This window comes from Cellulomonas sp. Leaf334 (assembly GCF_001424195.1).
Taxonomy (GTDB): Bacteria; Actinomycetota; Actinomycetes; order Actinomycetales; family Cellulomonadaceae; genus Cellulomonas.
Genome location: NZ_LMOO01000005.1, coordinates 162,860 through 187,177 on the forward strand (window position 1 = coordinate 162,860; position 24,318 = coordinate 187,177).

A 24,318-nucleotide genomic window follows, 5' to 3' on the forward strand; every position below is an offset into this window, starting at 1 on the left:
CGGCCCGCCCTCGCAGAGGACGGGCCGGGCTCCGACCGGACTCAGATGCGGTCGGCCTCGCCCGTCGCCTGTGCGATGTTGTTGTGGTTCGTACGGACGTCGGCAGCTGCGCCGTCCAGCGCCTCCTGGAGCCGGTCCAGGTTGGCCCGGTAGTCCTGCCAGGCGGTCCGGAAGTCGTCGGAGTACTTACCCGTCCAGACCGCGCTCTGAAGTCCGCTGTCGACCGCGGTCTTGATGTCGGCGGCCTGGAGGGCCTTGTCCTGGAACGTCTTGTAGAGGCTCTGGAGTGTACTGAGCTCTGCACCAACGGCCACGAAGATCTCCTCGTCTCAGGCCACACCTGAGCGGCGTGGCGACCCGATGACCCTACCCGTTCAGTCCTGAACCCGGGCGACAGAACCACAGGGACGGCCATGAGGTGGACAGGCTCGGCCGGCAGCGGGCTCACGCCGAGCCGAGCACCGCGTCGTCCGACCCGGGGGCGAGCTCCTCCAGCAGAGCCCGTGTCGCGGGTGACACCGTCGGTGCCCCCGCCGCGCGCAGCGTCGCCTCGAGGTCGCGGGCGACCGGGAGCACCGCGTCCGCGCCGCCGAGCGCAGCGGCCGCGCGGATCAGGTCCCGCCAGAGCAGCTCCTCGGTCGGCGCGAGGCGCAGACCCGTCCAGGCGACCGACTGCGCACCCGCCGGGTCGTCGCCGTCCCGGCACAGCACGACCAGCCGGTGCACGGTGTCGACGAGGAGCGCCTGCGAGGCACGCTCCAACCGGACGCGGGCCAGCCACGAGTACCGCCCGGCGGGCCGTGCGGACAGCACCGCACCGCGCGCGAGCCGCAGCGCCGCCGCGAGGTCGCTGCGCTCGGCACCGGGGTTCGCCGCGCCACGGGCCCGCACGAGCAGCGAGCGCACCACGTCCCAGTCCACGACGACGTCGCTGCCCAGGCTCACGTGCCCGTCGCTGCCGCGGACCAGGTTCGGCCGGCCGTCGGCGTCCGTGCCGAGCCACTCCGCGGTGCGCGCCAACAGGCTCTCCCTGACCTCGGTGGTGACGCCCTTCGGCCACAGTGCCGCCGCGAGAACGTTGGCATGGGCACCCTCCGGGTGGAGCGCCAGGTAGACGACGAGCTCGGTCGCGAGCGCACGGCGGCTGTCGTCGATCGTCCGGGACGTCTCGACGCGCGGCTCACCGAGCACGAGCACGCGCACGGCGGCGGCATCCAGGTCGGCGGGCTCCAGGGCGCGCGCGGGGGCGGTCACGGGAGGACGCTCGACAGCACCCTCGTGCTCGATCGCGGCACGCCGCTCGTCGACCGCGCGGGCCGGCTCCGGCGCCTCGGTGAGCAGCTCCCCGAGCGCCGCGACCTGCCGCGACGTGAGCCGGTTGGCGCGCACGTCCAGGCCGAGCACGCGAGCGCTGAGGCGGCCGTCCGCCTCGGCGACGAGCTGCCAGCGAGCACCCGGCAGCGCACCGACGCACACGACGCCGAGCGGCGAGCGCTGGTTCGTCGCGGCCAGCTCGACGAGCTGGTGCGCGGCGTTCCCGACGGGGGTGGAGCCGAGCACGAGGTACTCCGGCACCCACGCCCCGGTGCCGCCGCTGCGCAGGCGGCCGGTGAGCACGCTCGATCCGAGGACGTCCGCACGACGCTCGCGCAGCCGCGGCAGGACCTCCGCCGCGGACGCCGCCGAGGCGTACCGGTCGCCGGGCAGCGCGTCCAGGCCCGGGGGCAGGTCCACCCCGGTGACGTGCAGCCCGTCCGACCACCGGTTGGTCGCGAGCTCGGCGGCCCAGGCGCTGGCGACCTCGCGGGCGACGTCCAGGTCGCCGACGATCGCGACCGGCCCCTGCGCCGCCTCGAGGTCGATGAGCACGTCGCGCCCGGCGTCGTCGCGACCCAGCGAGACCAGACCGGGGAAGGGAGCGGTGCCCCCGCGTGCGTCGAGGTCGACGTCCGCGGTGTCGAGGCGCCACGCGGCGCCTGCGCCGAGCACCTGCCAGGGCGCGGGCGCGGTCGTCGACGGGGGGCTGAGCCGGAGCTCGACGCCCGTCTCGTCGACCACGGCACCGAAGACCCCCGGGAGCTCGCGGCCGGCGGCGCGCAGGTTCTCGGCCAGCTGGCGCAGACCACGGTCCAGCAGGATGGCGCGCTGCGGGTCGGCACCGATCCGCAGCGCCACCTCGACCTCGACCGCGTCCGGGGACGGCTCGTTCGTCCGACGTCGGCGGCGGAGCTGGTCGACCGCGACGAGCAGGCCGGCGGCCAGGAGACCGGCACCGATCAGGCCGGCGTTCCCCACACCCTGCTGCTCGGAGGCCACGGCAGTGGCGGCCCCCGCGGCCGTCTCGGCGACGCCCGCGTCGGTCGCGGGGACGGCGGGGACCTCGCTCACGGGGGGTGCGACGGGCGGGGCCACCTCGGCGACGACCGCGGTGACCCGCTCGACCCCGACGGCGTCCTCCGGCATGACGAGCAGCCAGTTCGGGTAGATGAGGCGCTCGAGGGTCAGCGCGGCCCCGTCGGGCTGGTCGCGGTGCTTGTTCAGCTCGAAGACCTCGTGGTACCGCCGTCCGTCACCGAGCGACCGCTCCGCGATGTCCCAGAGGTTGTCGTGGTACCGACCGTCGGGCGGCTGGACGACGTAGACGCGCTGGCCCGCGAGCTCCATGCCCTCCTCGGGGCTGAGCTGCACGTCGCCCAGCCAGTAGGTCGTCTCACCCTGCACGGCGGCCTGCTCCGTGGCGGCCGCCGGGACCGCCTCGACCGGGGACGCCGTCGCGGCGCCGCCGTCGACCGAGACGGAGATGCTGGTCGCGGACCCGCCGGTGTGCTCGGGCAGGAGGGTCCCGACGGCGGCGGTCGCCTGGGTCGCGGCCGTCGAGATGAGCAGCACGGTCACGACGAGCGTGCGCGCGAGCCGCTGGCTGGGCCCCGCGAGCGGCACCCGTCGGGGCAGCCCGACACCCGAGAGCGCCGAGCGCAGCTCGACGGCGACACAGACGGTGAACTGCAGCCAGGCGAGCCACACGACCCACACCAGCACCGCGAGCAGCTGCTCGGTGCTGATCGTGGCGGTCAGCTCGTCGCGACCCGGCAGCGACGTGGGGATCTGCGGGACGCCGCCGAGCGAGACGAGTGCCAGGGGGACGCCCACGACGAGCAGCAGGAGCAGGAGGCCGGCGCCCACGGAGGCGGCCCTGTTGCGCGACTCGTCGGTGCCTTCCGGACGCTGGAAGCGGCCGGGACCGATCTCGTGGTCGCTCGGACGGTGGGCGGGTTCGCGTGTCATGGCGCTCCTGTGATCTCGCCGGTGATGCCGAGTGCGGCGCGTGCGGTGGCCGAGCCCTCGATCTCGAAGCTGTCGATGAGGACGAGCTGGAGCAGGGACGTCGGGACGGTGTCGCTCACGACGACGCTCACCGTGTTGGCGTCGGCCGTGACGTCGATCCGCGACGGGCTGTAGCCGCGCGAGGACAGGAACGCGATGGCCTCGGCCCGGGCAGCCCCGGGGTCGATGCGTGCGGTGCCGCCCCCGCGCAGCGACGCGGCGTCGATCTGGTTGGCCCCGGACCGGGCAGCCTGCTCGGCGTCGTCCATGATGGCGACGCGGGCGTTGAGCGACCGCCCGCCGTCGGCCACGAGACCCGCGAGCGCGAACAGCACGACGACCATGCCGACGACGAAGACGGAGGCGGAGCCGCGGTCCCGGTCGGCGAGCCGTGCGCGGAGGGCATCGATGCGGGTGTTCACGGTCAGCCTCCCGTCCTGCGGTACTCGTCGAGCGGTGCGGAGCTCGACGCCTCGATGCGCGCCGTCCCGGGGAGCCCGATGAAGCCGAGCTCCGACCACGACACCGTGCAGTCCACGTCGACCGTCAGCATGGCACCCTGCTCGAACACTCCCCGCAGCGTGGCCGGCCGGCACGTCAGGGACGGCGGCACCGCCGACGCCGCGACGGTGCGCGCGGCGACGACCGCACTGTCCCGGTCCCGCTCCAGGGTCGCCGCCCGCACCGCGTCACGGGCCATCGCCTGCGCGTCGCCCTCGGCGGAGACGTAGCGGCCGAACGCCACGATGAGGAAGAGCATCGCGAGGAGCACCGGGACCAGCACGACGATCTCGACCGCCATCGACCCGCGGTCGCGGTCGAGCTCCGCCGGACGGAGTGCCGCTCTCATACGTCGGGCCGGAACGACTCGATCGGGCCCTGCACGGTCGCGGACACGCGCGGTGCGAACCCGTCGACGATCTCGAGCGCCCGGCCCGACACGGTCACGCGCACGGTGTCGGCGTCGGGCTGCGTGATCTGGACCTGCAGGTCACGGAACGACGCTCCCCCGATCGCGTCCGTGTACTCCTGGGCGTGCGTGCGCGCCTCGGCCACCGACGCAGGCGTGCCCCCGCCGACCCGCACGACGCGTGCGGTCTCCCGCGCGATCGCCCCGGCGACCTCGTTGCCGTACCAGGTCAGCGCGAACTGCACGGTGAGGAAGATGACCAGCATGAGGATCGGCGTGTAGAGCACGAGCTCGATCGAGCTCGCACCGTCGTCCCGCCGCGCACGATCCCTCATCGCGTCGCGACGACGGGTGGGGGTCACGGCCCGCCGGGTGCGTCGGGGATGTCGATGGCCCGGGCCTCGCGCTCGATCAGCTGATAGATGATGACGCCGATCGCCGCGGCGATGGCCACCAGGACCCCGGTGATGATGACCCACTCGATGGCGGAGGCGCCCAGGTCCTCGGACGCGCGCGCCCGTGCGTAGCGTCGGCGCAGCTCATTGGCGAGGAAGAGCAGTGGGCTGGTGGGGGAGAGGTACATGGGTCTTCCGGTCCTTCCGACGTCTGTTCGAGGGGGATGAGTCCGGCTGAGCCGGGCAGATACTACCGGGGCTGCATGACGGTCACGAGTGCGGGGTACACGAGGAAGATCAGGAACCCGACCGCGAGCAGCAGCTGCGCGACGAGCATCGACTCCGAGCTCTCGCCGGCCTTGCCCTCGGCCTCGGCGAGCTCGCGGCGTCGCATCGACCCCGCGCGGGCCGAGAGCGAGTCCCGGACCTTGGCGCCGTCCTCCGCGACGAGGGCGAGCGCCGCGGCGAGGTCGCGCAGCTCGTCGATCTGGAGCTCCTCACCGAGCGCGCCCAACTCCGACCAGGGGGTCACGCCGCGTAGGCGGGCCTCGCTGAGCGCGTTGCGGATCCGGACCATGGCCCAGCCGTCGCTGAGCTCCGACGCGCCCTGCAGCGCCTCGGGAACGCCGCGGCCGCCCGCGAGGCTCATGGCGACGAGGTCGAGGAACGAGCCGACGACGTGCCGGAAGTCGCGGCGGCGCTCCGCGGCCGTCGAGCGCAGCGCCATCCACGGCACCAGCGCGGCGATCAGCGCGATGACGAGCGAGAACACCAGCGGGATGGTCGGGCTCACGCCGAGCTGGAGGGCCGTGGCGACGGCGCCGAGCGCGAGCGGCACCAGCAGGCCCGCGACCCCGGCGATCACGCACCGCGCGAGGAACGCGTCGAGCGTGAGCCCGACGATCGCGAGGTCCGAGCGCAACGGGCGCAGCTCGAACCCCGCGGCGGTGACCCCGCTCGTCGCGCGGCGTCCGAGCGACTGCTGCCACGCCGGGGTCCGGGCTCCTCGCTCGCCGAGGCCGAGGACGGTCGCCCGCGCGCGGCCCTGGAGCCGCTCCTGGTCGAGCCGGGCGAGCGCGCTGCCCGCGTGCGTCGCGGGCGGCACCAGGACCAGCACGAGGATCAGCAGGCCGAGCCCGACGACGGCGCCCGCGACGAGGACGCCGGTCACAGCGACTTCTCCGTCGTCGCGACGGGGGTGCGTGCCGGCGGCGCCGTCGCCATGCGCTCGGGCGTCGCGACGAGGAAGCGATCGGGCACGTCGATGCCCGACAGGCGCTTCATCCACCAGAAGCCCGCGCCGAACAGGGCGATCACGACGAGGAGCACGAGCTGCCCGGTGACCGACGAGTACGGGGCGACGTACGTCGGGTTGATCACCGAGATGCCGAGGATCACCGCGAGCGAGAAGCCCATGACGATCTGCGCGGAGCGGCGCGTCGAGCTGCGCCCGGCCGCGACGCGCTGCCGCATGTCCAGCTCCTCACGCGCGGACTCGGACAGCGACGTGAGGACCTGGCGTAGACCCGGGCCGCGCAGGCGCGCGTTGAGGATGAGCGACGCGACGACCAGGTCGGCGCTCGGGTCGTCGAGGTCGTCCGCGAGGCGCTGCAGCGCCGTTGGGAGCGGCACGCGGACGCGCAGCCGGTCGACGAGCAGGCGCAGCTGCGGCTGGATCGCGGGGGACGCGGCAAAGACAGTCGCGGGGATCGCCTGCTCGAGGCCGACCGCACCTGCGATCGTGTCGCGCAGCGACTCCGTCCAGGACGCGAGGCCCTCGATGCGGGCCATCGACTGCTTCTCCGCGCGGGCACCGCCGAACAGCGCCGTCCACGACAGCACGACGACAGCCGCACCGGCGGCGGCGACCGGCCACCGCGTCAGCAGCAGGACGGCCAGCGCGACCGCCGCGGCCAGGAGCCCGCGCCGACCGATCCGCTCGCCCAGCGACGGACCGCTGCGCTGCACGACGCCGTGCTCGGCGGGACGGGGACGCATCGCCGCGATGAGCAGCACGATGCCGACCCCGACGATCCCGCCGGCCAGGATGATGAAGATCGTCGACGGCGCCATCACAGCCCCTGCAGGTACGCGAAGCCGGGCGAGTACCCGACGGCCGCGAGCTCGTCGATGCACGCGATCGGCGCGGCCGGCACGGCGACGCCGTCCACCCCGGCCGCGAAGATCTCGCTCGACAGGACACGCCCGTCGATGCCGTTGACCTCACGGATGCTCGCGACGAACCGGCGCAGGCGACCGCCGGTGTGGAAGTCGTTCTGCTTCTGCACGAACACGACGAAGTCGATGGCTCCCGCGATGAGCATCATCGTGGCCTCGACGGGCAGGCGCTCCGTGGACTGGATCGCGTACGTCGAGATGCGGTTGAACACCTCGATCGAGCTGTTGGCGTGGATCGTCGAGAGCGAGCCGTCGTTGCCCTGGCTCATCGCGTTGAGCATGGTCACGATCTCGTCGCCGAGCACCTCGCCGACGATCACGCGGCTGGGGTTCATGCGCAGGCTGCGGCGCACGAGCGCGGCCATCGAGATCGCGCCGTTGCCCTCCGAGTTGGGCAGCCGCTCCTCGAACGAGACGACGTTCGGGTGCAGGTCCGTGAACTCCCCGAGCCCGAGCTCGAGCGCGCGCTCGACCGTGATGAGCCGCTCGTGCGCCGGGATCTCGTTCGCGAGCGCCCGCAGCAGGGTCGTCTTCCCGGCGTTCGTCGCGCCCGCGATCATGATGTTCTTGCGCGCGGCCACGGCGGCGGACAGGAACGCCGCGACCTCGTTGGTCATCGACCCGAACCGCACCATGTCGTCGAGGTGCACCCGCGAGAGCCGGGCGCGACGGATCGAGATCGACGGCCGGGCGCAGACGTCCATGACCGCGGACATGCGGCTGCCGTCGGGCAGGCGGATGTCGAGCTGCGGGTTGGCCGCGTCGAACGGTCGGCTCGACAACCCCGAGTACGCGCCGAGGATCTGCACCAGCTCGACGAGCTCGTCGTCGGACTCCGCGACCGGAGGCATGCGCGCCTCGCGCCCGTCGGAGTACTGCACGAACACGTTGTCGTGCCCGTTGATGTCGATGTTCTCGACGTCGCGGTCGTCGAGCAGCGGCTGCAGCCGGCCGACACCGAACAGCGCCGCGTGGATACCGGCGGCGACGTCCTCCTCGTCGACGTGCGACGGCGGCGTGCGTCCCGCGCTGACCTCGTCGCGCGCGTACGAGTCGAGGACTCGGTTGATGACGGCCCGGGCGAACTGCCGCTCGTCCTCGCCCGACATCGCGGGAAGTCCGCTCGCGGCGTCGTCGCGACGCTGCCGCGCGAGGATGTCGGCGACCTCCTCGCGGAGGCGCCGGACGAGTGCCTGGTCAACAGCCATGATCCGCTCCTTCGTTCTAGGCGGGTCGGCGGACGGCGCCGCGGCTCGCGGCGAGGGCGGCGACGGGCTCGACGAGCTGGCGGGCGGAACGGACCAGCAGCGAGCGCGCGATCGGGCGCTCGAGCCGGCCCGCGACGACGTCGGCGGCCCGCTCGTCGAGCGCGACCTGCCCGAGCACCGTCGCCGGGAGGCGTTCGTGCGCGAGGAGCTGCTGCAGGTCCGCGAGCGAGCGCTTGTCGCGGCTGTCCGCCACGAGGACCACACCGACCGCGGGCACGCGGGCCGTGGTGTCCTGCAGGTGCGCGAGCCAGCGCACGCGCTCGCGCACGTGGGCGAACGACTCCAGGCGCGGGCGGGCGACGAGCACGAGCACGTCCGCGGACATGACCACCGGGTTCACGGGGCTCGACGCGACGATGCGGCCGCAGTCGACGAGGACGTCCGTCCCGCTCACCTGCGAGAGCTCCGCGGCGAGCGCGGGCCACACGTTCGCGATCCCGGTCATCTGCTCGGGGGTGGAGACCCCGCACAGCACGTCCAGACCGCCCTCGATCGTCTGGAGGTGCTCGCGGACACCGCCCTGGACGAGGCCGCGACGGGCGTCGGCCGCGAGCGAGAGCAGGCCACGCTCGGGGTCGAGCGCACCGCGGTCCGGGGTCCGGGCCAGCAGCGACGTGTCGCCGCCCGCCGGGTCGGCGTCGACGAGGACCACCTCACCGGGCCAGACGCTCGCGAGCACCCGGGCGGTCGTCGAGACGCCGGGTGATCCCTTCGCGGAGCCGAACGCGACCAGCACGTCAGTCCTCCCCGTCGAGAGGAGCCCCGCGCGTCACGAGCACCGCGGCGAGCTGCCCCTCCGAGGCGACACCGGCGATGCGTGCACCGTCCCCCGCGTCGACGATGAACGTCACGGTCGTCGCGCTGGAACCCGAGGTCTCGGCGTCGGCTCCGGCGGCGGAGCTCACGAGCGCGTCCGGCACGAGGACCGTGCCCTCGCCCTCCGACACCTGGACGAGCTGCACGACGTCGCCCGCCGTGAGCCCGGAGGCCGGCATCCGGCCCGGGGCGAGCGAGGCGCCGACGGCGACCTTCCCGTCCTGCAGCGTGCGCGAGCCGGTGAGCATCGTCGTGTCGAGCAGCTGCCCCGCGGTCACGGTGATGTCCGCGTACTGCCCGATCACCAGGTCCTCCTGCGACGCCGGGATCAGCAGCAGACCCTCGGACGCGACGGGGGTGGTCGTCACGTCGTCCGCGGTGATCTCCTGGCCGACGGCGATGTCGCGCGCGGCGACGAGCACGGGCACGCGGGTGTCGGAGCGCACCGCGAGGAGGCCCGCCGCGGCAGCGCCGCCGACGATGAGGAGCACCGCGAAGGCGGCCAGCAGCGGTCGACGCTCGCGCGGCGCCGGGGGCAGGCGGTCGGCGCGTGCTGCCGCGCTCGCCGGCTTCAGACCGCGGTCCTCGCGGGCGCGTCGGCGGTCCTGTGCCCCGTCGGGCGTGCTCGTGCTCGTGTTCACCGTCATGCTCGGGAGTCCGTACCTCACGCTCGTCCAGCCTCAGACCAAGGTCCGCACGACTATAGGCGAATCCCTGCGACGGACCCGGCGAACGTGGACAGCCCGGACACCGGCCGTCAGGGAGCCCGGCTACCATCGTGCCTCGACGACCGGCCGCGCCCCCGCGCCATCGTCCAGGGTCCGGTTCGGACACCTCACGGGAACCGACAGGAGAGCAGGCATGTCCGCAGCCACCCGGCACGATCCGCGCACGCGCCTCTGTCCCGAGAGGGGCGCACGGCCGTGACAGCACCCGGCGAGGTCCTCGCACGCTGGCCGCGCGTGCGCGCCGACCTGCGGACCGACGGCACCGGCACACTGAGCGTCAACGACGTCGAGCACGCGTGCGCCGCGCCCTCCGCCGCCCGCCTCCGCACCGGCGTGATCGCGCGCTGCGCCGCCATCGCGACCACCGTGCACCGTCCCGTCCGTCTCGAGGTCACCGACCCTCTCGGCACCCAGGAGCTCGCGGTCGGCCCCGACGGTGCGGTCCGCCGGGTGCGCGACGACGGCACCCTCGACGCTGCGGTCGCGCCGCCCGCCGACGCCTCCCCGTGCCGCCGGTGCGAGGTCCCGCAGCAGGTCACGACGATGACGTGCGACGCGTGCGGCGTGCTCGAACCCCACCGGGTCGAGCTCGTCCCCGTCGCTGTGCTCGACGCCGACGCGCTCGTCCACCCCGACGAGGAGGTCATCGAGCGCCTGCGCGCGACCCTCGTGGACGCCGCCCCTCCGCGGGCCGAGCCGGCGGTCCGCGGGGTGCCCGTCGTGACCCCGTCGACCTCCTCCGCGCCGGCGGCCCGCCAGGTGCGTGCGGTGCCCGCTGCGCCCGTCGTGACCCCGTCGACCTCCTCCGGGCCGGCCTCGCTCGGCGCCCTCCTGGACGTGCCGAGCGAGCCCGTCGCCACACCACCCGCTCGCGCCCGGCGTGCGGCCCCCGTCGTCGCCCGGCCCCGCTCCCTGCACCTCACGTTCAGCGCCCAGCCCAGCGTCACCGCCCCGGACGGCGTCTCCCTCGGCCGCGACCCCGCGGCCGCAGACGGACGGCACCCCATCCGCGTGGCCAGCCCGGGCATGCAGGTGTCGAAGACGCACGCGTTCGTCGACGTCGACGACCGCGGTCGCGTCTACGTGACCGACTGCCGCTCCACGAACGGCACCCGCGTCCTGTCGCAGCCTCCCGTGAGGCTCGAACCGGGGGAGCGGCACGAGATCGCGCCCGGCACGACCCTCGAGCTCGGCGACGTCCGCTGCACCGTCACCCTGGTCGACTGAAGTTCACCCGTCCGGCGCATCGCTCGCGTCGCTCGTCCGAACGAACGCCGGTCGACCTGGTCGTTCCAGCTGCTTGCGCGGACGTGCACCCGGCCAGGAGCACGGCGCACGCCGCCGACACCACGACCAGGTTGATCCGGCCCATCGACGATCCTCCACACGTTGGCTGCACTGTGGGCCTGCACACGACGTGGCCGGGTCATGGTGCTTCAGAGTCAGGCAGGTCAGCCACGGACAAGAGGTACTCGTAGTGCTCGAGGGACGAGCCGTGCAGCCGAGAATGCGGTACAGCGCGGACCTCCGCAGCGACGGCTGCCGGCAGGAGGTCGTGCGAGGCCAGCTCCGCCAGGGCATTCAGCTGCGACTCCAGCGCGGCCGCATCCTCCTCGTCGACAGCGAGCCACACGAGCAGCTGCGCCACGGCGTGCGCCTGTCCGGCGTCGAGCGCGCCGACCAGATCGGTGACGCCATCAGCCGCCAGCCCGCGGTCCTCGGGGCCCGACGCTGTCAACTCGCGGACGAGCTGGATCATGGTCGCGCTTGGAACAGTCATGGGGCACCTTTCCACGGGAGGGGTATCTCGGGGGGCCAAGGGATGTGGGTGGCATTCGCCGCCGCTGGGTCGTAGTTCGGGCTGGCCGGGTTGTGCACGTTTCGCGGATACAAGTTGCCGTCCGCGTCCATGTAGCGCCCTCCGACCTGTATCCGATACGTCGGGCCGGAGGCGGAGTTCGAACCCGGAGGAGCGGTGCCGTCGGCGCTGTGCACGCGGAGTCGTACCGTCTGACCGTCGTCGTTGATCCACTTGTACTCGACCCCCTCCTGAGCGCCCCCGTTCGGGTCAGGCTTGAGGGTGCGCCTGGACGCGGTCGGTGGCACGACGTCCAGCGGGTTTGCCGGGCGCCCGAAGCGCAGGAGCTCGTCGAGCTTCTTGCGCCACGATGCGGGCAGGTGCGTGAAGGTCTTCTGCAGGATCTTGCCGACGACGCCCACACCGATCAGGGACGTGATGGCCAGGGCGAGTTCGAGGGTGCCTTGCTTGACGAGGTCCTGGCCGTCGATCTTGCCCTCGCCCCAGTCGGCGACGACGTCGAGGAAGTCTCCGACGGAGACCAGGGTGAACCCGACGCCGAGGATCTTGAGCCCGAACGTGGCGCCGGCCAGGGCGCCGGCCGCGCCGGCGGGGACGGCTCCGACGCCGAACCCGAACACCGCCCCGATCGCGGCCCCGCCCATCGCGCCGATGATCGTCAGGGCGACGGTCAGGATCAGGCCGACGACGACCAGGAYCCAGCCGACGACCCGGCACGCGGTGGCCAGGAACCGGAACAGCCCGACGTGCTCGCCGATCCAGTCACGCAGGCCGGCGAGGTTCTCGTCGATCCAGCCGCCCAGGTCGGCAGTGGTSGACTCCCACCAGTCGSWGATCGCGGCGCCGGCGTCGGTGACCGAGTCCCAGGCGTCGGACGCGGTGGACGCGACCCAGTCGGTGCCCTCGTCGACGGCGTCGGTGACGTCGTCCCASCGGTCGGAGAACCAGCCGCCGATGCCCTGGGACTTGTCGGTGTCGGCCTSGTCGACCTCGTGGTCCTCGGCCGGTTCCGGCCCCCAGGTCAGCACCGTGCCGCCGGTGGCCAACGCCGTCTGGGCGTAGACGGGGGTGAACGGGTCGGGCTCGTCGTCGACGACCGGGATCACCGGGCCCAGGGCGCCGCCGTAGCGGAGGTCGGCCAGGGTGCGGGCRCGGKTCAGGTGGGTGTCGACCACGGGCAGGACCGTGGTGCCGAGCCGGTCGGCGATGCCSARCGCSTCGTCGAACCCCGACGTGGACACCCCCAGCGCCGACGCCCGGTGCCGCAGCGGACCCAGCCGGTCCAACGCGTCGCGCGTCGCGACGAGATCCGCGCGAACCCCCGCCACACCCTCCGCGCTGATCTCCNGCCGACGCCCGGTGCCGCAGCGGACCCAGCCGGTCCAACGCGTCGCGCGTCGCGACGAGATCCGCGCGAACCCCCGCCACACCCTCCGCGCTGATCTCGACCAGCTGTGTCACGGGGTCGTGGCCCGCCGCTGCTCCTCGGCGTCGGCCTCTGCGCGGTCGTGGGCCCGGCGGGCGTGGTCGAGCTCGTCCTGGATCGCCTGCTCGGCGCGCTGCAGGGCGGGGTCCAGTCCACCGCTCAGCGGGACGAGCTGGTCGCGGTGCAGGCGGTCGGCGGCCTTCCCGGTCCAGGTTCCGGGAGCGCCGACGGAACCGGTCGGACGGGACAGCGACGGGACGTCAGCGCGCGCGGCCCGCAGGTCGCGCAGAAGGGCGCGCAGCTCGTCGACCCGCTGCTGCGAGCGCTCGACCGGGTCCACGCTCAGCCCTCCAGATCACGCCCCGACGTCGTTGGTCGGGTGCACGCTACCGGCCGCGACCGGGCGTGCGGGCGCGTATCCACAACCTCAGAGGTCAGCCTCGCGTGACGATGGACTGGATCTCCGCGACGGGGACCTCCGCGGTCGTCGCCAGGGACTGCGCGGGCAGGGCGGTCGGGTTCGGGTCGACCGACGACACCCAGGACGCGGTCCAGGTCGCCGTCGCGGTCAGCGTCGCCGTCGGCAGCGACTGACCCGCCTTCACCGACTGGTTGGCCGTCGACCGGTAGAACGTCAGTGCGCAGGACGTCGAGGTCGCTCCGGCGCTCCATGGTGTGCCGGTGTCGGCGCAGGTCGTCCCGTCCGAACCCGGTGCGCTCAGCTCCATCCCGGACAGCACCGCGTTGACCGTCGCCGACAGGCCCGACGGGATCGATGCCGTGACCGACACCGAGGTGGCCGCACCCTCGACCCAGACCCACGTGTCGGTGTTCACGACCGTCGCACCGGAGCCCTGGAGCGACGGGTTCCAGCGGATGGTGCCCTCGGGGAGGTCCATGGAGTCCGAAGCGATCTGCGCGAGCACCTCGGGGTCCACCGTGGCGTCCTGCGCGGGCGTGGGCTCGCCGGCCGGGACGAACACGGGCGGGTGGGTGCCCCGGTACGCCAGGTAGGTATCGGTCGACGCGTCGTACTGGCACCTCGGCTCGTACCAGTAGCCCGTGGTGTCGGTCGCGTAGGCCTCGTAGTTCGGGTGCAGCAGGCCCTGTGCCGCATAGGCGTCCAGGGTGCCGGCATTGCGCGCCGGACCGCCGGGCTTCCAGTACTCGTAGTACTCGTAGCCGGTCTGCCCGCGTGAGTACCAGCAGATCGGTGCGACCGTCCTCACGGTCGTCGGCGGCGTGAACGTGGTGCCGCCCGCCGTCGTCCCCGTCTGGCTCACCGTCACCTGGACCGAGCCGGCACCGGCACCCGGCGTGACCTCCGGGGTCGACGGCGACGGCAGACCCGGGACGTTGCCCTCGAACCCCGGTGGGTCGTCAGCCAGGGCCGGGGCGACGGCGACGAGTGACAATGCGGTGGCCGTGACCACGGCGAGAGCCAGACGCCTCAACATGTTCCCTCCACCGTGGTCGTCGCCACCGTCCACCGGTCCTCCGTGGGCACCCGCGCGAGAGTGATCTTGACGGACGCACGATCGCCGAAACCGGCTTCCTCCGGCGTGTAGGACTTGGTCGGATCGGCGAACGTGGCTTCCCGGAAGTCGTCACACACCATGCCTGTCGCCGAGTCCCCGTCGACCACGACGTTGCTGATGCTCGAGTGCAGGACGCCGCCGATCGTGCCCTGGATGCTGGCGTTCTTGTCCGCGATCTGCTGCATCCGCGCCTGCACCTCGGCGGAAGCGAGAACCGCGAACGCTGGGCTGACCGTGTTCGTGGTCATGGTGCGCCAGTACTCCTTGTTGTACGTGGCGATCCAGTTGTAGACGTCGGCCGCGTCGCCCTCGAGCTCCGGGATGTCCTCGAACACGATGCCGAGCTCGGGGTCCGACAGGTCGTCCACGCCGCCGTCCTCGGTGGGGCTGGGCGTTGCCGTGGGGGAGGCCGTCGGGGAGGCCGTCAGGCCCGGCGGGTCGGCGGGCGCGGACGTGCACCCTGCCAGCAGCAGGGCGCAGGCCGCCGACACCACGACCACGTTGATCCGGCCCATCGACGATCCTCCACACCCTTGGCTGTACCGCGTACCACCCGGCCGGACGCGCCGACCGACGCCCAGGCTACCGATTCCCTCCGCATTGTCCTGTCCGGGGAGGGGATGAATGGTGTGATCAGCGACGCCGGACTGGCCACACCCCCGGGCCGCTAGGGTCCCTCGCGTGACCAGCAACGCACCCGCCGCCGGGTCGTACCGACGCCGGCCGGGGGTTCCCGCCCGCCCGCCGTTCGCCTTCACCATGACGGCGCCGTCGGGCTGGGAGGTGTTCCGCGGCGACGCGAAGGGACTGCGCGACGACCTCGTGGCGCTCGTGGCGCGGTCGGCGCTGTGGCCGACGCTGACCGAGCGGCAGCGGCTCGGCCTGGCGAACGTGCTGCGGTCCGTCGCGGGGGTGAGTGCGGCGACCGGTGCCGTCGCGACGATGCTGCGCGTCGGCACCGTCCAGAACACGCCGGACGCGTTGCCCGACGTCGCGTCCCTGTCGCTCACGTGGCTCCGGACCGCACCCGTCCTGGCGGACCTGGATCTCGCGCGCCTGGTCGTCCGGGACGGTGAGCCGGTCGAGACGGGTCTCGGGCCGGGTGTGCTCGCGCGGCGGGTCGAGTCGACGCCGACGGGTGCCGAGCAGATCACCTCGCAGGTCGCCGCGCCGCTGCCGGACAGCATCTGGCTCGCGGTGCTCACGGGCACGTCGAGCGCGCTGGAGCACGCACCCGCGATGGACGAGGCCCTGCGCGCGGTCGCGCTGAGCCTGCGCGTGGACCGCCCCGAGCGCTGACGCTGCGGGGTTACGCTCGCCCGGTTCGTGGCACTCGATGGTGAGGACGGTTCATGGCACCCATCCGGTTCGGCGTGGTCGGCAGCGGGTGGCGGGCGGAGTTCTTCGTCCGCATGGCGCGGCTGATGCCTGAGCGGTTCCAGGTGACCGCGGTCGTGACGCGGTCGGCGGAGCGTGGCGCGGAGGTCGAGGCGGCGTGGGGTGTGCCGACGGTCCGCACGATCGAGGAGCTCGTCACCGCCGTCGGACCGACGACCGATCGGCCTGAGTTCGTCGTCGTCTCCGTGCCCTGGCCGGTGACCCCGGACGCGACGCGTGAGCTGGTCGAGCTCGGCATCCCGGTGCTGGCCGAGACGCCGCCCGCACCCGACGCGGACGGGCTCCGCGAGCTGTGGGCGGACGTGGGCTCGTCGGGACTGGTCCAGGTGGCCGAGCACAGCCCGTCGATGCCGTCGCACGCCGCCCGGATCGCCGTGGTCGACGCGGGGCTCATCGGCGCGGCGACGAGCGTACAGATCAGCTCGACGCATCTGTACCACGCGGTCGGCCTGATCCGTCGGCTGCTGGGAGCGGGCAGGGGCGAGGTCACCGTCCGGGCCTCGGTCTTCACGGCGCCCCTGCTGGGGCCGCTCGGACGCGACGGCTGGACCGGCGCGACCGAGCCCGCCGACGCGTGGAACATCCTCGCCACCCTCGACTTCGGCGACGGGCGCAGCGCCCTGTACGACTTCACCGACAACCAGTGGCACAACCCGCTGCGCACCAACCGGATCGTCGTCCGCGGCTCGCACGGGGAGATCGTCGACGACACCGTGACGCGCTGGGTCGACGACCGCACGGTCGTCAGCTCCCCGATCGTCCGGCGGGTGACCGGGATCGAGCAGAACCTCGACGGGTTCGACCTGGAGCACCTCAGCCTGGACGGCCAGGTCCTCTACCGGAACACGTTCCAGGGCGCCCGGCTGGCCGACGACGACATCGCCGTCGCCACCCTGCTCGACGCGACGGGTGCGTGGGTACGCGGCGACGCGCCTCCGCCGTACCCGCTGGCCGACGGGTGCCAGGACCACCTGCTGGGCCTCGCGATCGAGGGGGCCGGCCGCACGGGCGAGCCGGTCCGGACGGCCCGGGAGGCGTGGGCGGACGCGTAGCGGATGCGGCATCGCGGGTGCGGTGCGACGGTCGGTCGGTGACGCGTTTCGGCTACACCCTCATGACCGAGCAGTCCGGGCCGAAGGACCTGGTCCGGTATGCCATCGCCGCCGAGCGCCTCGGGTTCGACTTCGAGGTGTCCAGCGACCACTACTTCCCCTGGCTCGACGCGCAGGGTCATGCACCGCACGCCTGGACGCTGCTGGGCGCTGTCGCCCAGGCGACCGAGCGGGTGGAGCTCATGACCTACGTGACCTGCCCGACCCTCCGGTACCACCCAGCCGTCGTCGCGCAGAAGGCCGCGACGCTCGGGGTGCTCTCCGACGGTCGGTTCCAGCTCAACGTCGGCGCGGGGGAGAACCTCAACGAGCACGTGGTCGGTGAGCGCTGGCCCGCGGTGGGCGAGCGCCACGACATGCTCGAGGAGGCCGTCGAGATCATCCGCGAGCTGTTCACCGGCGACCGCGTGAACTACACGGGCGACTTCTTCCAGGTGGACTCCGCCAAGCTCTGGGACCTCCCCGACGAGCCGATCCAGATCGGCGCGGCCGTCTCCGGGCCGGACTCGATCGCGAGGTTCGCCAACCTCGTCGACCACCTGGTGGCCGTGGAGCCCGACGCCGAGGCGATCCACGCCTGGGACGACGCACGCGGCCACGCCCTGCCGGAGTCGCGCAAGATCGGCCAGGTCCCGATCAGCTGGGACCCGGACCGGGAGCGGGCCGTCGAGCGGGCGCACGAGCAGTTCCGGTGGTTCGCCGGGGGCTGGAAGGTGAACGCCGACCTGCCGACGACGGAGGCGTTCGACGCGGCCAGCCAGTTCGTCCGACCGTCCGACGTCGCCGAGCAGATCGCCTGCGGCCCGGACCTGGACGCCGTCGTCGAGGCGGTCTCCGCGTACTGGGAGGCGGGGTTCACCGACATCGCGATCGTGCAGGTCGGCGACGAGCGCCAGGACGAGTTCCTGTCGACCGCCGCCGGGCCCCTGCTGGAGAAGCTCCGCAGCGCAGCACCCGACTGAGAGGAGTCCGCACATGGCTGTCACCGCATTCGGCGACCTCCCCGTGGCCGACCGGGACCGGGCCTGGGACGGCGACGCCGCCGAGAAGCGCGTCCGGGCCTGGGCCAAGGCCGAGGACGAGCCGAACGAGAGGTACCGGGACGCGCACGTCTGGTACGACGCCGAGAACAAGGAGAACTTCACGGCGTACAAGCTGCTGATCGCCGACGTCATCGACGGCCGGCTCCGCGCCGTCCCACGCGGAGTCTTCGCGGCCGCGGCCGTGATGCAGGGCTCCCGCGGCGGCGTGGACGTCCCCGACAAGGACCGCGACCGGATCAGGAGCCACCTGGCGAAGTACTACGCGAAGCTCGAGGAGACGCCTCCCTGGGAGGAGTGATCCCCGCCTCCACCGCGACCAGTGCCGCCTGCAGGCGGGACGTGCAGCCGAGCTTGGCGAGCACCCGGGTGACGTGGGTCTTCGTCGTGGCCTCGGTGATGTCGAGCGCCCGCCCGATCTCGGCGTTCGACATCCCCGCGCCGAGGCACGCGAGGACGTCGCGCTCGCGGGCGGTGAGGTCGTCGACACCTGGCGCGGGAGGGGGCGCTGGGGTCTGCGCGGCGACGAGGTCGGCGAGCAGCCGTCGGGTCACCTCGGGCGCGAGCACCCCGTCTCCGGCGGCCACACGGCGGACGGCGTCGACGAGCTCGGCCGCGCCGACGGTCTTGAGCAGGAACCCGACCGCGCCGGCGGCGAGGACCCCGCGGACGTAGTCGTCGAGGTCGAACGTGGTCAGGGCGAGGACGTCGGCGAGACCTTCGGCGACGATCGCGCGGGTGGCCTCGATGCCGTCCATCCCGGGCATCCGGATGTCCATGAGCACGACGTCGGGCCGCAGCGCGCGGGCGTTCGTGACGGCCGCGACGCCGTCGGCAGCCTCCCCGACGACGGTGATCCCGTCGGCACCGTCGAGCATGAGGCGCAGGCCCGCACGGATGGCGCCGTGGTCGTCGGCGATGAGGACGCGCACGTCGCTCATGAGGCGACCCGGGGAAGCGAGGCGTGCACGACCCAGGAGCCGTCGGCCGGTCCGGCGACGAGGGTCCCGCCGAGCGCTTCCGCGCGTTCCCGCATGGTGAGGAGGCCGGTGGCTGTGCTGACCGGCGGGCGCGCGGCGCTCCCCAGCGCATTCGTCACGACGACCTCGACGCTCTCGTCGCCGCTGACGACGACCTCGACCGCCGCCCCGGGGGCGTGCCGGGCCGCGTTGGTCAGGGACTCCTGCACGATGCGGAACGCGGCCTGGTCGGTGGCGGCGGGCAGGGGGGAGGGGGTGTCGCCGACGACGACGACCTCCTGCCCGGCGGACCGCGCAGCCGCGATGAGCGCGTCGAGCCTGGCCAGCCCGGCGGGAGCGGTGACGGGGTCGGGCCGGCCGCGCAGCACGAGGATCATCGACCGCATCTCCGCCAACGCCTCCAGCGCGCCCGCGCGCACGGTTCGCAGGGTGTCCCGGTCGCGGGACGTGTCGGGCGACGCGAGCGTGGCCTCCGTGTGGATCGCGACGGCGGAGAGGTGGCCGGCGACGACGTCGTGCAGGTCCCGGGCCATGCGTGCGCGTTCCTCGCGGACGGCGGACTCGCGGTCCAGGTCGGCGATGCGCAGGGCGTCGGCGGCGACCTCGCGGGCCAGGTCGGCGCGCTCGCGCTCCAGGTCCGCGCGGCGGCTCTCGAGCTCGGCGAGCTCGGTGCGCTGCCGGACGTCGGACGCCCACCACAGCGGGGTCCCGTACAGCGCCACGGCCTGCAGGAAGAGGACGACGGCATCGCGGAGCTCGGCACCGGCGACCACCGACGCGACGGGCCCTGCGACGGCGACGACAGCGACCGTCCAGATGATCCGACGGCGCACGACCGGGCGGGTGACGAGCGCCGCGGTGTACAGGGCGTCGAACAGGACGACGAAGATCGCGATGCCCCCGCCGAGGTAGCCGTCGACGGCGGAGAGGGCGGCGATCACGACGAGCGTGAGCACCGGGTGCCGACGCTTGGCCAGGAGCATCGCGGCCGCGCACACGAGGATCAGCAGGTGCCACCAGACGGCGTACTGGCCGACCACGGTGCCGGCCAGCGCCCGCGGCGGGCGGCCCGCGAGGCCGAGCATCGCGAGGAGCACACCCAGCAGCACGAGGCTGCCGGCGACCACGCGGTCGTCCTGCATCCACGCACGCAGGAGGCGTCCCATCGGGCCATCCCAGCACACGGGGTGCTGCCGGGCCGTCGTCCGAAGGATGTACGGAGGTATGAGCCCGATGCCCGACGCGACGCCGCGCCGACCGCGGTGAGGGTGGTCGCATGATCGACGCCATCCGGGAGAACCCCGTCGCCGCCCTCGTCGTCGCGTGCGAGATCGCCTTCTGGGTGTTCCTCGCCGCCGCCGTCGTCGCCCGCTACGCCCTGCACCTGCGCCGGACGTCCACGGTCCTGCTGCTGTGCGAGCCGCTGCTGGAGGTGGTCCTCCTCGTCGCGACGGTCGGGGACCTGCTGCGCGGCGCAGAGCCAACGTGGACGCACGGTCTGGCTGCGCTGTACCTGGGTTTCACCGTCGGGTTCGGCAAGCTCACCGTGCACAAGGTCGACGCGTGGGTGGCCTTCCGGTTCGCCGGCGGACCCGCGCCGGTGCCGCGGCCGCGGGAGGGTGCACCGGCACGGCGCTACGAGTGGCGGCTGTGGGGGCGGGTCGTCGTCGCGTGGCTGGTGTCGTGCGGGGTGCTCGGCGTCCTGATGCTGGTCGCGACCGAGCCCGCGCAGCGGGAGGTGCTGCTGGGCTGGGCGGGGCGCGCGACGCTCGTGCTCGTCGGGTGGCTGGTGTTCGGGCCGGCCTGGTCGGAGCTGTCGACGCGGGCCCGGCAGCCCAGCGTCAGTGCTCGGTCGTGAAGTGACCGAGCTCGCTGACGTCGTCGTGACGGAGCTCGAACCAGACGGCCTTCGCCGCGTCGCCCTCCTCCTCGGAGGTGCCCCAGCTGCTGGCGAGGCGGTCGACGAACATCACGCCGCGCCCGCCGAGCGCGGTCGGCGGGGGGTCGCGCACCACGGGCACGTCGCGGACGCCGTCGGTGACCTCGACGCGGGTGCGCTCCTCGTCGACGTGCACGCGCAGGACGACGGGCGGGTCGGCGTGCGCGACGGCGTTGGTGACGAGCTCGCTGACGAGCAGGACGAGCAGGTCGAGGCGTCCGTCGTCGATGCCGACCTCGGAGAGTCGCTGCCGAGCCCAGTGCCGTGCGGGCGCGATCGCGGAGAGCGCGGGCGTCACGGCCGTCTCGGCATACATCGGGAGCCTTCCGGTGAGGGGGACGGGAACGAAGGCGGGCCCTCGTTGTCCCTTGCCACGGTCATGCACATCTGATGATTCGGCAACCTGAACACCAGCCTGAAGGGCGTTTCTCGCCCTGTCGGCTGCGACGATGAGGCGTGCAGACCACCCCGACCGCGCGTCCGACCCCGTCGCGGAGCCAGGTCCGCCGGTGGCGGCAGTACCTCGCCGACGAGCGCGCGGAGGCGGCGGTCTACCGCGACATCGCGTCCCGGCGCACCGGCGAGGAGCGCGAGATCCTGCTGGCTCTGGCCGAGGCGGAGCGGCGGCACGAGCAGCACTGGCTGGACCTGCTGGGGGACGACGTCGGCAGGCCGCGCCGGGGGGACCTGCGCACGCGGACGCTCGGCGTGCTGGCACGCCGGTTCGGCTCGGTGTTCGTCCTGGCGCTCGCGCAGCGCGCCGAGGCGCGGTCGGGGTACGACGACGACGCGGACGCGACGCCCACGATGGCTGCCGACGAGGCCATCCACGAGGAGGTCGTGCGGGGTCTGGCCACCCGCGGCCGCAACCGGATCTCGGGCACGTTCCGCGCGGCGGTGTTCGGCGCGAACGACGGTCTGGTCAGCAACCTGGCGCTGGTGCTCGGCATCGGGGCCAGCGATGCGTCCACGTCGACGGTGCTGCTCACGGGCCTGGCCGGCCTGCTGGCCGGTGCGCTGTCGATGGGTGCGGGGGAGTACGTGTCGGTGCGGTCCCAGCGGGAGCTGCTGGAGGCGTCCCGGCCGGGGCAGGCGGCGCGCGCGGCCCTGCCGCACCTGGACGTCGACGCGAACGAGCTCGCGCTGGTCTACCGGGCACGGGGGATGGAGCCCGACGAGGCGCAGGCACGGGCCGACGAGGTCCTCGGGTCGCTGGACACGGTCGACGCGCTGCCTCCGGAGGCTGACGACGTCGACGAGCACGAGTCCGTCGGGACGGCCGTGGGCGCCGCGGCGGCGAGCTTCTGCTTCTTCGCGTCGGGTGCGGCGATCCCCGTGCTGCCGTACCTCCTGGGCGCCGAGGGGCTCACCGCGGTGGTGTGGGCGTCGGTGCTCGTGGGCCTGGCGCTGCTGGCCACCGGGGCGACGGTCGGTGTCCTCTCGGGGGCGTCGCCGGCCAAGCGCGCGCTGCGTCAGCTCGCCATCGGCTACGGCGCGGCGGCGGCGACGTACGTGCTCGGGCTGGCGTTCGGCGCGACGGTGTGATGCTCGTCATCTCAGCGCAGGATTGCCAAGCCTTACTTAGTACAGGCTAACCTCACCCTTGTGATCCCTTCCGATGCCTTGCGCGGTGACGACCTCACCCTGGCGTACCACGGCACGGTCGTCGTGACGTCGGCCGACCTGCGCCTCCAGCCCGGTCAGGTCACCGCCCTCATCGGCCCCAACGGGTCCGGCAAGTCGACCCTGCTGCGCGCGCTCGCGCGGCTGCACAGCCCCGAGTCCGGGACGGTCAGCCTTCCCGACGTCCCCGACGCCCACGCCCTGTCCGCGAAGGACTTCGCCCGGCGCGTGACCCTGCTGTCCCAGTCGCGGCCCACGCCGTCGGGGGTCAGCGTGCGGGACGTCGTCGGCTACGGCCGCCACCCCTACCGCGGCCGCTGGCGGCAGAACGACGCCGACGGACCGCGCGCGATCGCGTGGGCCATGGAGGTCACCGGCGTGCAGGCGATGGCCGAGCGCGGCGTCGACGAGCTCTCCGGCGGCGAGCTCCAGCGCGTCTGGCTCGCCACCTGCCTCGCGCAGGACACCCGCGTCCTGCTGCTCGACGAGCCCACCACGTACCTCGACCTGCGCTACCAGGTGGAGATCCTCGACCTGGTCCGGGACCTGGCCGACGACCACGGGGTCGCCGTCGGCGTCGTCCTGCACGACCTCGACCAGGCCGCCGCCGTCGCCGACCACGTGGTGCTGCTGCGCCGCGGCGAGGTCGTCGGCTCCGGCCGCCCGCACGAGGTGCTCACCGCCGACGCGCTCACCGACACGTACGGCATCCGTATCGACGTCCAGCGCGACGAGACCACCGGTCGCGTGCACACCCGCCCCGTCGGGAAGCACACGCACCGCTCCCACCTGACCGCCGTCTAGAGCCCCTCCCGCTCACCAACCCCTGAGGACACCCCTGTGCGCAAGACAGCCCTCCCCGCCCTCCTCGCCGGAGCAGCGCTCCTGCTGACCGCCTGCGGCACCACCGAGGACGCAGCGGACGCGTCCGCCGCCCCGTCGGACGCCGGTGGCGACACGATCACGATCGAGGACGACCGCGGCACCGTCGAGCTCGACGGCCCGGCCACGAACGTCGTCTCGCTCGAGTGGGGCCTGACGGAGAACCTGCTCACGCTCGGCGTCACGCCCGTGGGCGCCGCCGACGTCGTCGGCTACAACACGTGGGACACCATCGTCCCGCTCGACGAGTCGACGCCCGATGTCGGCATGCGCGGCGAGCCGTCCCTCGACGCGATCGCGGCTCTCGACCCCGACCTGGTGGTCACCACGACCGACCTGCCCGCCGAGGTCATCGAGCAGATCGAGGCCGAGTACCCGGTCATCGCCCTGCGCGGCTCGGACGCGTCCGACCCGATCGGCAAGATGCGCCGCACGCTGGAGATCCTCGGCGAGGCGACCGGCACGTCCGACGCCGCCGAGGCCGCGCTCGCGGACTTCGACGCCAAGGTCGAGGACGCCACGGCGCAGCTCGACGAGGCCGGCATGGCCGGTGCCGCCTTCACGATGGCCGACGGCTGGCTCGCCGACGGCGCCGTCTCCATCCGCATGTACACGCCCGGCTCCTACCTCGGCGCGCTCGCCGGGGAGATCGGCCTGGAGAATGCCTGGACCGGTGAGGGTGACCCCGACTACGGCCTCGCGATCACGGACGTCGAGGGCCTGACCGAGCTCGGCGACATCCACTTCCTCTACGTGGGCAACGACACCGACGGTGGCGACGCGTTCCAGGACGGCCTGGCCGGCAACGCGATCTGGGAGCAGCTGCCCTTCGTCGTCGCTGGCAACACGACCCGCCTGCCCGACGGCATCTGGCTGTTCGGTGGCCCGGAGTCCGGTGCGGCGTTCATCGACGCGACGGTCGAAGCCCTCACCGCAGCCTGA

At 73.4% G+C, this 24,318-nt stretch carries 28 protein-coding genes; 9 read left to right on the forward strand and 19 right to left on the reverse strand.

Features of this window, described 5'->3' with window-relative positions:
• Window positions 1-41: 41 nt before the first annotated feature.
• From ASF78_RS11185 to ASF78_RS11235, 11 genes are all read right to left on the reverse strand, one after another.
• Entirely contained in the window at window positions 42-314 is a 273-nt protein-coding gene (locus ASF78_RS11185) for a WXG100 family type VII secretion target (RefSeq protein WP_056588984.1), read from the reverse strand.
• A 130-nt stretch (window positions 315-444) separates the two neighbouring features.
• Window positions 445-3,285, reverse strand: a complete 2,841-nt coding sequence (locus ASF78_RS22385; protein ID WP_056588987.1) for a hypothetical protein — start codon at window positions 3,283-3,285, stop codon at window positions 445-447.
• The gene (locus tag ASF78_RS11195) at window positions 3,282-3,746 is read right to left on the reverse strand and encodes a pilus assembly protein TadG-related protein (protein ID WP_056588990.1); all 465 of its coding nucleotides are present in this window, start codon (window positions 3,744-3,746) and stop codon (window positions 3,282-3,284) included. Before ASF78_RS11195 ends, ASF78_RS22385 begins: the two co-directional genes overlap by 4 nt.
• Window positions 3,747-3,748: 2 nt before the next feature.
• Complete coding sequence (locus ASF78_RS11200) at window positions 3,749-4,174, reverse strand: TadE/TadG family type IV pilus assembly protein (RefSeq protein ID WP_056588994.1); 426 nt, start codon at window positions 4,172-4,174, stop codon at window positions 3,749-3,751.
• Entirely contained in the window at window positions 4,171-4,569 is a 399-nt protein-coding gene (locus ASF78_RS11205) for a TadE family protein (protein WP_056590746.1), read from the reverse strand. The genes ASF78_RS11200 and ASF78_RS11205 overlap by 4 nt, the downstream gene beginning before the upstream one ends.
• A gap of 23 nt (window positions 4,570-4,592) precedes the next feature.
• Complete coding sequence (locus ASF78_RS11210; RefSeq protein ID WP_056588997.1) at window positions 4,593-4,817, reverse strand: hypothetical protein; 225 nt, start codon at window positions 4,815-4,817, stop codon at window positions 4,593-4,595.
• A 62-nt stretch (window positions 4,818-4,879) separates the two neighbouring features.
• A complete protein-coding gene (locus tag ASF78_RS11215) occupies window positions 4,880-5,800 on the reverse strand; it encodes a type II secretion system F family protein (RefSeq protein WP_056589002.1) in 921 nt (306 codons plus the stop codon).
• A complete protein-coding gene (locus ASF78_RS11220) occupies window positions 5,797-6,702 on the reverse strand; it encodes a type II secretion system F family protein (protein WP_056589005.1) in 906 nt (301 codons plus the stop codon). Before ASF78_RS11220 ends, ASF78_RS11215 begins: the two co-directional genes overlap by 4 nt.
• The gene (locus ASF78_RS11225; RefSeq protein WP_056589007.1) at window positions 6,702-8,015 is read right to left on the reverse strand and encodes a CpaF family protein; all 1,314 of its coding nucleotides are present in this window, start codon (window positions 8,013-8,015) and stop codon (window positions 6,702-6,704) included. Before ASF78_RS11225 ends, ASF78_RS11220 begins: the two co-directional genes overlap by 1 nt.
• A 16-nt stretch (window positions 8,016-8,031) precedes the next feature.
• The gene (locus ASF78_RS11230) at window positions 8,032-8,811 is read right to left on the reverse strand and encodes a ParA family protein (protein WP_056589010.1); all 780 of its coding nucleotides are present in this window, start codon (window positions 8,809-8,811) and stop codon (window positions 8,032-8,034) included.
• A gap of 1 nt (window position 8,812) precedes the next feature.
• On the reverse strand, window positions 8,813-9,559 hold the full coding sequence (locus tag ASF78_RS11235; protein ID WP_156374141.1) for an SAF domain-containing protein: 747 nt from the start codon (window positions 9,557-9,559) through the stop codon (window positions 8,813-8,815).
• Window positions 9,560-9,814: 255 nt separating this feature from the next.
• Between ASF78_RS11235 and ASF78_RS11240 the strand changes: the two genes are divergently transcribed.
• The gene (locus ASF78_RS11240) at window positions 9,815-10,846 is read left to right on the forward strand and encodes an FHA domain-containing protein (RefSeq protein ID WP_056589015.1); all 1,032 of its coding nucleotides are present in this window, start codon (window positions 9,815-9,817) and stop codon (window positions 10,844-10,846) included.
• A gap of 199 nt (window positions 10,847-11,045) precedes the next feature.
• On the opposite strand, the gene ASF78_RS11245 is transcribed toward ASF78_RS11240, so the two are convergent.
• The 5 genes from ASF78_RS11245 to ASF78_RS11265 all read right to left on the reverse strand — a co-directional run bounded on the left by ASF78_RS11245 (window position 11,046) and on the right by ASF78_RS11265 (window position 14,917).
• Window positions 11,046-11,378 carry a hypothetical protein gene (locus tag ASF78_RS11245; RefSeq protein WP_056589018.1) on the reverse strand — a complete coding sequence of 111 codons (333 nt, stop codon included), beginning with the start codon at window positions 11,376-11,378 and terminating at the stop codon, window positions 11,046-11,048.
• A 17-nt stretch (window positions 11,379-11,395) separates the two neighbouring features.
• The gene (locus ASF78_RS23400) at window positions 11,396-12,082 is read right to left on the reverse strand and encodes a polymorphic toxin type 30 domain-containing protein (RefSeq protein WP_082495081.1); all 687 of its coding nucleotides are present in this window, start codon (window positions 12,080-12,082) and stop codon (window positions 11,396-11,398) included.
• Window positions 12,083-12,895: 813 nt separating this feature from the next.
• Window positions 12,896-13,204, reverse strand: a complete 309-nt coding sequence (locus ASF78_RS11255; protein ID WP_056589023.1) for a hypothetical protein — start codon at window positions 13,202-13,204, stop codon at window positions 12,896-12,898.
• A gap of 94 nt (window positions 13,205-13,298) precedes the next feature.
• Window positions 13,299-14,321, reverse strand: a complete 1,023-nt coding sequence (locus ASF78_RS11260; RefSeq protein ID WP_156374142.1) for a hypothetical protein — start codon at window positions 14,319-14,321, stop codon at window positions 13,299-13,301.
• Complete coding sequence (locus ASF78_RS11265) at window positions 14,315-14,917, reverse strand: hypothetical protein (RefSeq protein WP_056589030.1); 603 nt, start codon at window positions 14,915-14,917, stop codon at window positions 14,315-14,317. Before ASF78_RS11265 ends, ASF78_RS11260 begins: the two co-directional genes overlap by 7 nt.
• Before the next feature lie 166 nt (window positions 14,918-15,083).
• Between ASF78_RS11265 and ASF78_RS11270 the strand changes: the two genes are divergently transcribed.
• From ASF78_RS11270 to ASF78_RS11285, 4 genes are read left to right on the forward strand one after another with little or no spacing between them, the layout of a single operon-like run.
• Complete coding sequence (locus ASF78_RS11270; RefSeq protein ID WP_056589032.1) at window positions 15,084-15,701, forward strand: hypothetical protein; 618 nt, start codon at window positions 15,084-15,086, stop codon at window positions 15,699-15,701.
• Between the two features lie 53 nt (window positions 15,702-15,754).
• A complete protein-coding gene (locus ASF78_RS11275; RefSeq protein ID WP_056589036.1) occupies window positions 15,755-16,852 on the forward strand; it encodes a Gfo/Idh/MocA family protein in 1,098 nt (365 codons plus the stop codon).
• Window positions 16,853-16,890: 38 nt separating this feature from the next.
• The gene (locus ASF78_RS11280; protein ID WP_056590749.1) at window positions 16,891-17,874 is read left to right on the forward strand and encodes a TIGR03557 family F420-dependent LLM class oxidoreductase; all 984 of its coding nucleotides are present in this window, start codon (window positions 16,891-16,893) and stop codon (window positions 17,872-17,874) included.
• 13 nt (window positions 17,875-17,887) lie between these two features.
• The gene (locus ASF78_RS11285) at window positions 17,888-18,253 is read left to right on the forward strand and encodes a hypothetical protein (RefSeq protein WP_056589039.1); all 366 of its coding nucleotides are present in this window, start codon (window positions 17,888-17,890) and stop codon (window positions 18,251-18,253) included.
• Here ASF78_RS11285 and ASF78_RS11290 read toward each other — a convergent pair.
• A complete protein-coding gene (locus ASF78_RS11290; RefSeq protein ID WP_056589042.1) occupies window positions 18,192-18,893 on the reverse strand; it encodes a response regulator transcription factor in 702 nt (233 codons plus the stop codon). The genes ASF78_RS11285 and ASF78_RS11290 overlap by 62 nt on opposite strands.
• On the reverse strand, window positions 18,890-20,098 hold the full coding sequence (locus ASF78_RS11295) for a histidine kinase (RefSeq protein WP_056589046.1): 1,209 nt from the start codon (window positions 20,096-20,098) through the stop codon (window positions 18,890-18,892). Before ASF78_RS11295 ends, ASF78_RS11290 begins: the two co-directional genes overlap by 4 nt.
• 110 nt (window positions 20,099-20,208) lie before the next feature.
• Between ASF78_RS11295 and ASF78_RS11300 the strand changes: the two genes are divergently transcribed.
• Window positions 20,209-20,790, forward strand: coding sequence for a hypothetical protein (locus ASF78_RS11300; protein ID WP_056589049.1), 582 nt, complete (start codon window positions 20,209-20,211; stop codon window positions 20,788-20,790).
• Here ASF78_RS11300 and ASF78_RS11305 read toward each other — a convergent pair.
• Complete coding sequence (locus ASF78_RS11305; protein ID WP_056589053.1) at window positions 20,774-21,187, reverse strand: ATP-binding protein; 414 nt, start codon at window positions 21,185-21,187, stop codon at window positions 20,774-20,776. The genes ASF78_RS11300 and ASF78_RS11305 overlap by 17 nt on opposite strands.
• A gap of 140 nt (window positions 21,188-21,327) precedes the next feature.
• On the opposite strand from ASF78_RS11305, the gene ASF78_RS11310 reads away from it, so the two are divergent.
• From ASF78_RS11310 to ASF78_RS11320, 3 genes are read left to right on the forward strand one after another with little or no spacing between them, the layout of a single operon-like run.
• Window positions 21,328-22,416, forward strand: a complete 1,089-nt coding sequence (locus ASF78_RS11310) for a VIT1/CCC1 family protein (protein WP_056589054.1) — start codon at window positions 21,328-21,330, stop codon at window positions 22,414-22,416.
• Window positions 22,417-22,476: 60 nt separating this feature from the next.
• Window positions 22,477-23,298: an ABC transporter ATP-binding protein gene (locus tag ASF78_RS11315; protein ID WP_200940593.1), complete on the forward strand. Its 822-nt coding sequence runs from the start codon at window positions 22,477-22,479 to the stop codon at window positions 23,296-23,298.
• 36 nt (window positions 23,299-23,334) lie between these two features.
• On the forward strand, window positions 23,335-24,318 hold the full coding sequence (locus tag ASF78_RS11320) for an iron-siderophore ABC transporter substrate-binding protein (RefSeq protein ID WP_056589057.1): 984 nt from the start codon (window positions 23,335-23,337) through the stop codon (window positions 24,316-24,318).

What these genes read in the sequence shown, in the direction of transcription:
- ASF78_RS22385 (WP_056588987.1), bottom strand. Translation starts at nt 3,285, where the DNA reads ATGACACGCGAACCCGCCCACCGTCCGAGCGACCACGAGATCGGTCCC.
- ASF78_RS11200 (WP_056588994.1), bottom strand. Translation starts at nt 4,174, where the DNA reads ATGAGAGCGGCACTCCGTCCGGCGGAGCTCGACCGCGACCGCGGGTCG.
- ASF78_RS11205 (WP_056590746.1), bottom strand. Translation starts at nt 4,569, where the DNA reads ATGAGGGATCGTGCGCGGCGGGACGACGGTGCGAGCTCGATCGAGCTC.
- ASF78_RS11210 (WP_056588997.1), bottom strand. Translation starts at nt 4,817, where the DNA reads ATGTACCTCTCCCCCACCAGCCCACTGCTCTTCCTCGCCAATGAGCTG.
- ASF78_RS11220 (WP_056589005.1), bottom strand. Translation starts at nt 6,702, where the DNA reads ATGGCGCCGTCGACGATCTTCATCATCCTGGCCGGCGGGATCGTCGGG.
- ASF78_RS11225 (WP_056589007.1), bottom strand. Translation starts at nt 8,015, where the DNA reads ATGGCTGTTGACCAGGCACTCGTCCGGCGCCTCCGCGAGGAGGTCGCC.
- ASF78_RS11245 (WP_056589018.1), bottom strand. Translation starts at nt 11,378, where the DNA reads ATGATCCAGCTCGTCCGCGAGTTGACAGCGTCGGGCCCCGAGGACCGC.
- ASF78_RS23400 (WP_082495081.1), bottom strand. Translation starts at nt 12,082, where the DNA reads ATGGGCGGGGCCGCGATCGGGGCGGTGTTCGGGTTCGGCGTCGGAGCC.
- ASF78_RS11260 (WP_156374142.1), bottom strand. Translation starts at nt 14,321, where the DNA reads ATGTTGAGGCGTCTGGCTCTCGCCGTGGTCACGGCCACCGCATTGTCA.
- ASF78_RS11265 (WP_056589030.1), bottom strand. Translation starts at nt 14,917, where the DNA reads ATGGGCCGGATCAACGTGGTCGTGGTGTCGGCGGCCTGCGCCCTGCTG.
- ASF78_RS11275 (WP_056589036.1), top strand. Translation starts at nt 15,755, where the DNA reads ATGGCACCCATCCGGTTCGGCGTGGTCGGCAGCGGGTGGCGGGCGGAG.
- ASF78_RS11285 (WP_056589039.1), top strand. Translation starts at nt 17,888, where the DNA reads ATGGCTGTCACCGCATTCGGCGACCTCCCCGTGGCCGACCGGGACCGG.
- ASF78_RS11290 (WP_056589042.1), bottom strand. Translation starts at nt 18,893, where the DNA reads ATGAGCGACGTGCGCGTCCTCATCGCCGACGACCACGGCGCCATCCGT.
- ASF78_RS11295 (WP_056589046.1), bottom strand. Translation starts at nt 20,098, where the DNA reads ATGGGACGCCTCCTGCGTGCGTGGATGCAGGACGACCGCGTGGTCGCC.
- ASF78_RS11300 (WP_056589049.1), top strand. Translation starts at nt 20,209, where the DNA reads ATGATCGACGCCATCCGGGAGAACCCCGTCGCCGCCCTCGTCGTCGCG.
- ASF78_RS11305 (WP_056589053.1), bottom strand. Translation starts at nt 21,187, where the DNA reads ATGTATGCCGAGACGGCCGTGACGCCCGCGCTCTCCGCGATCGCGCCC.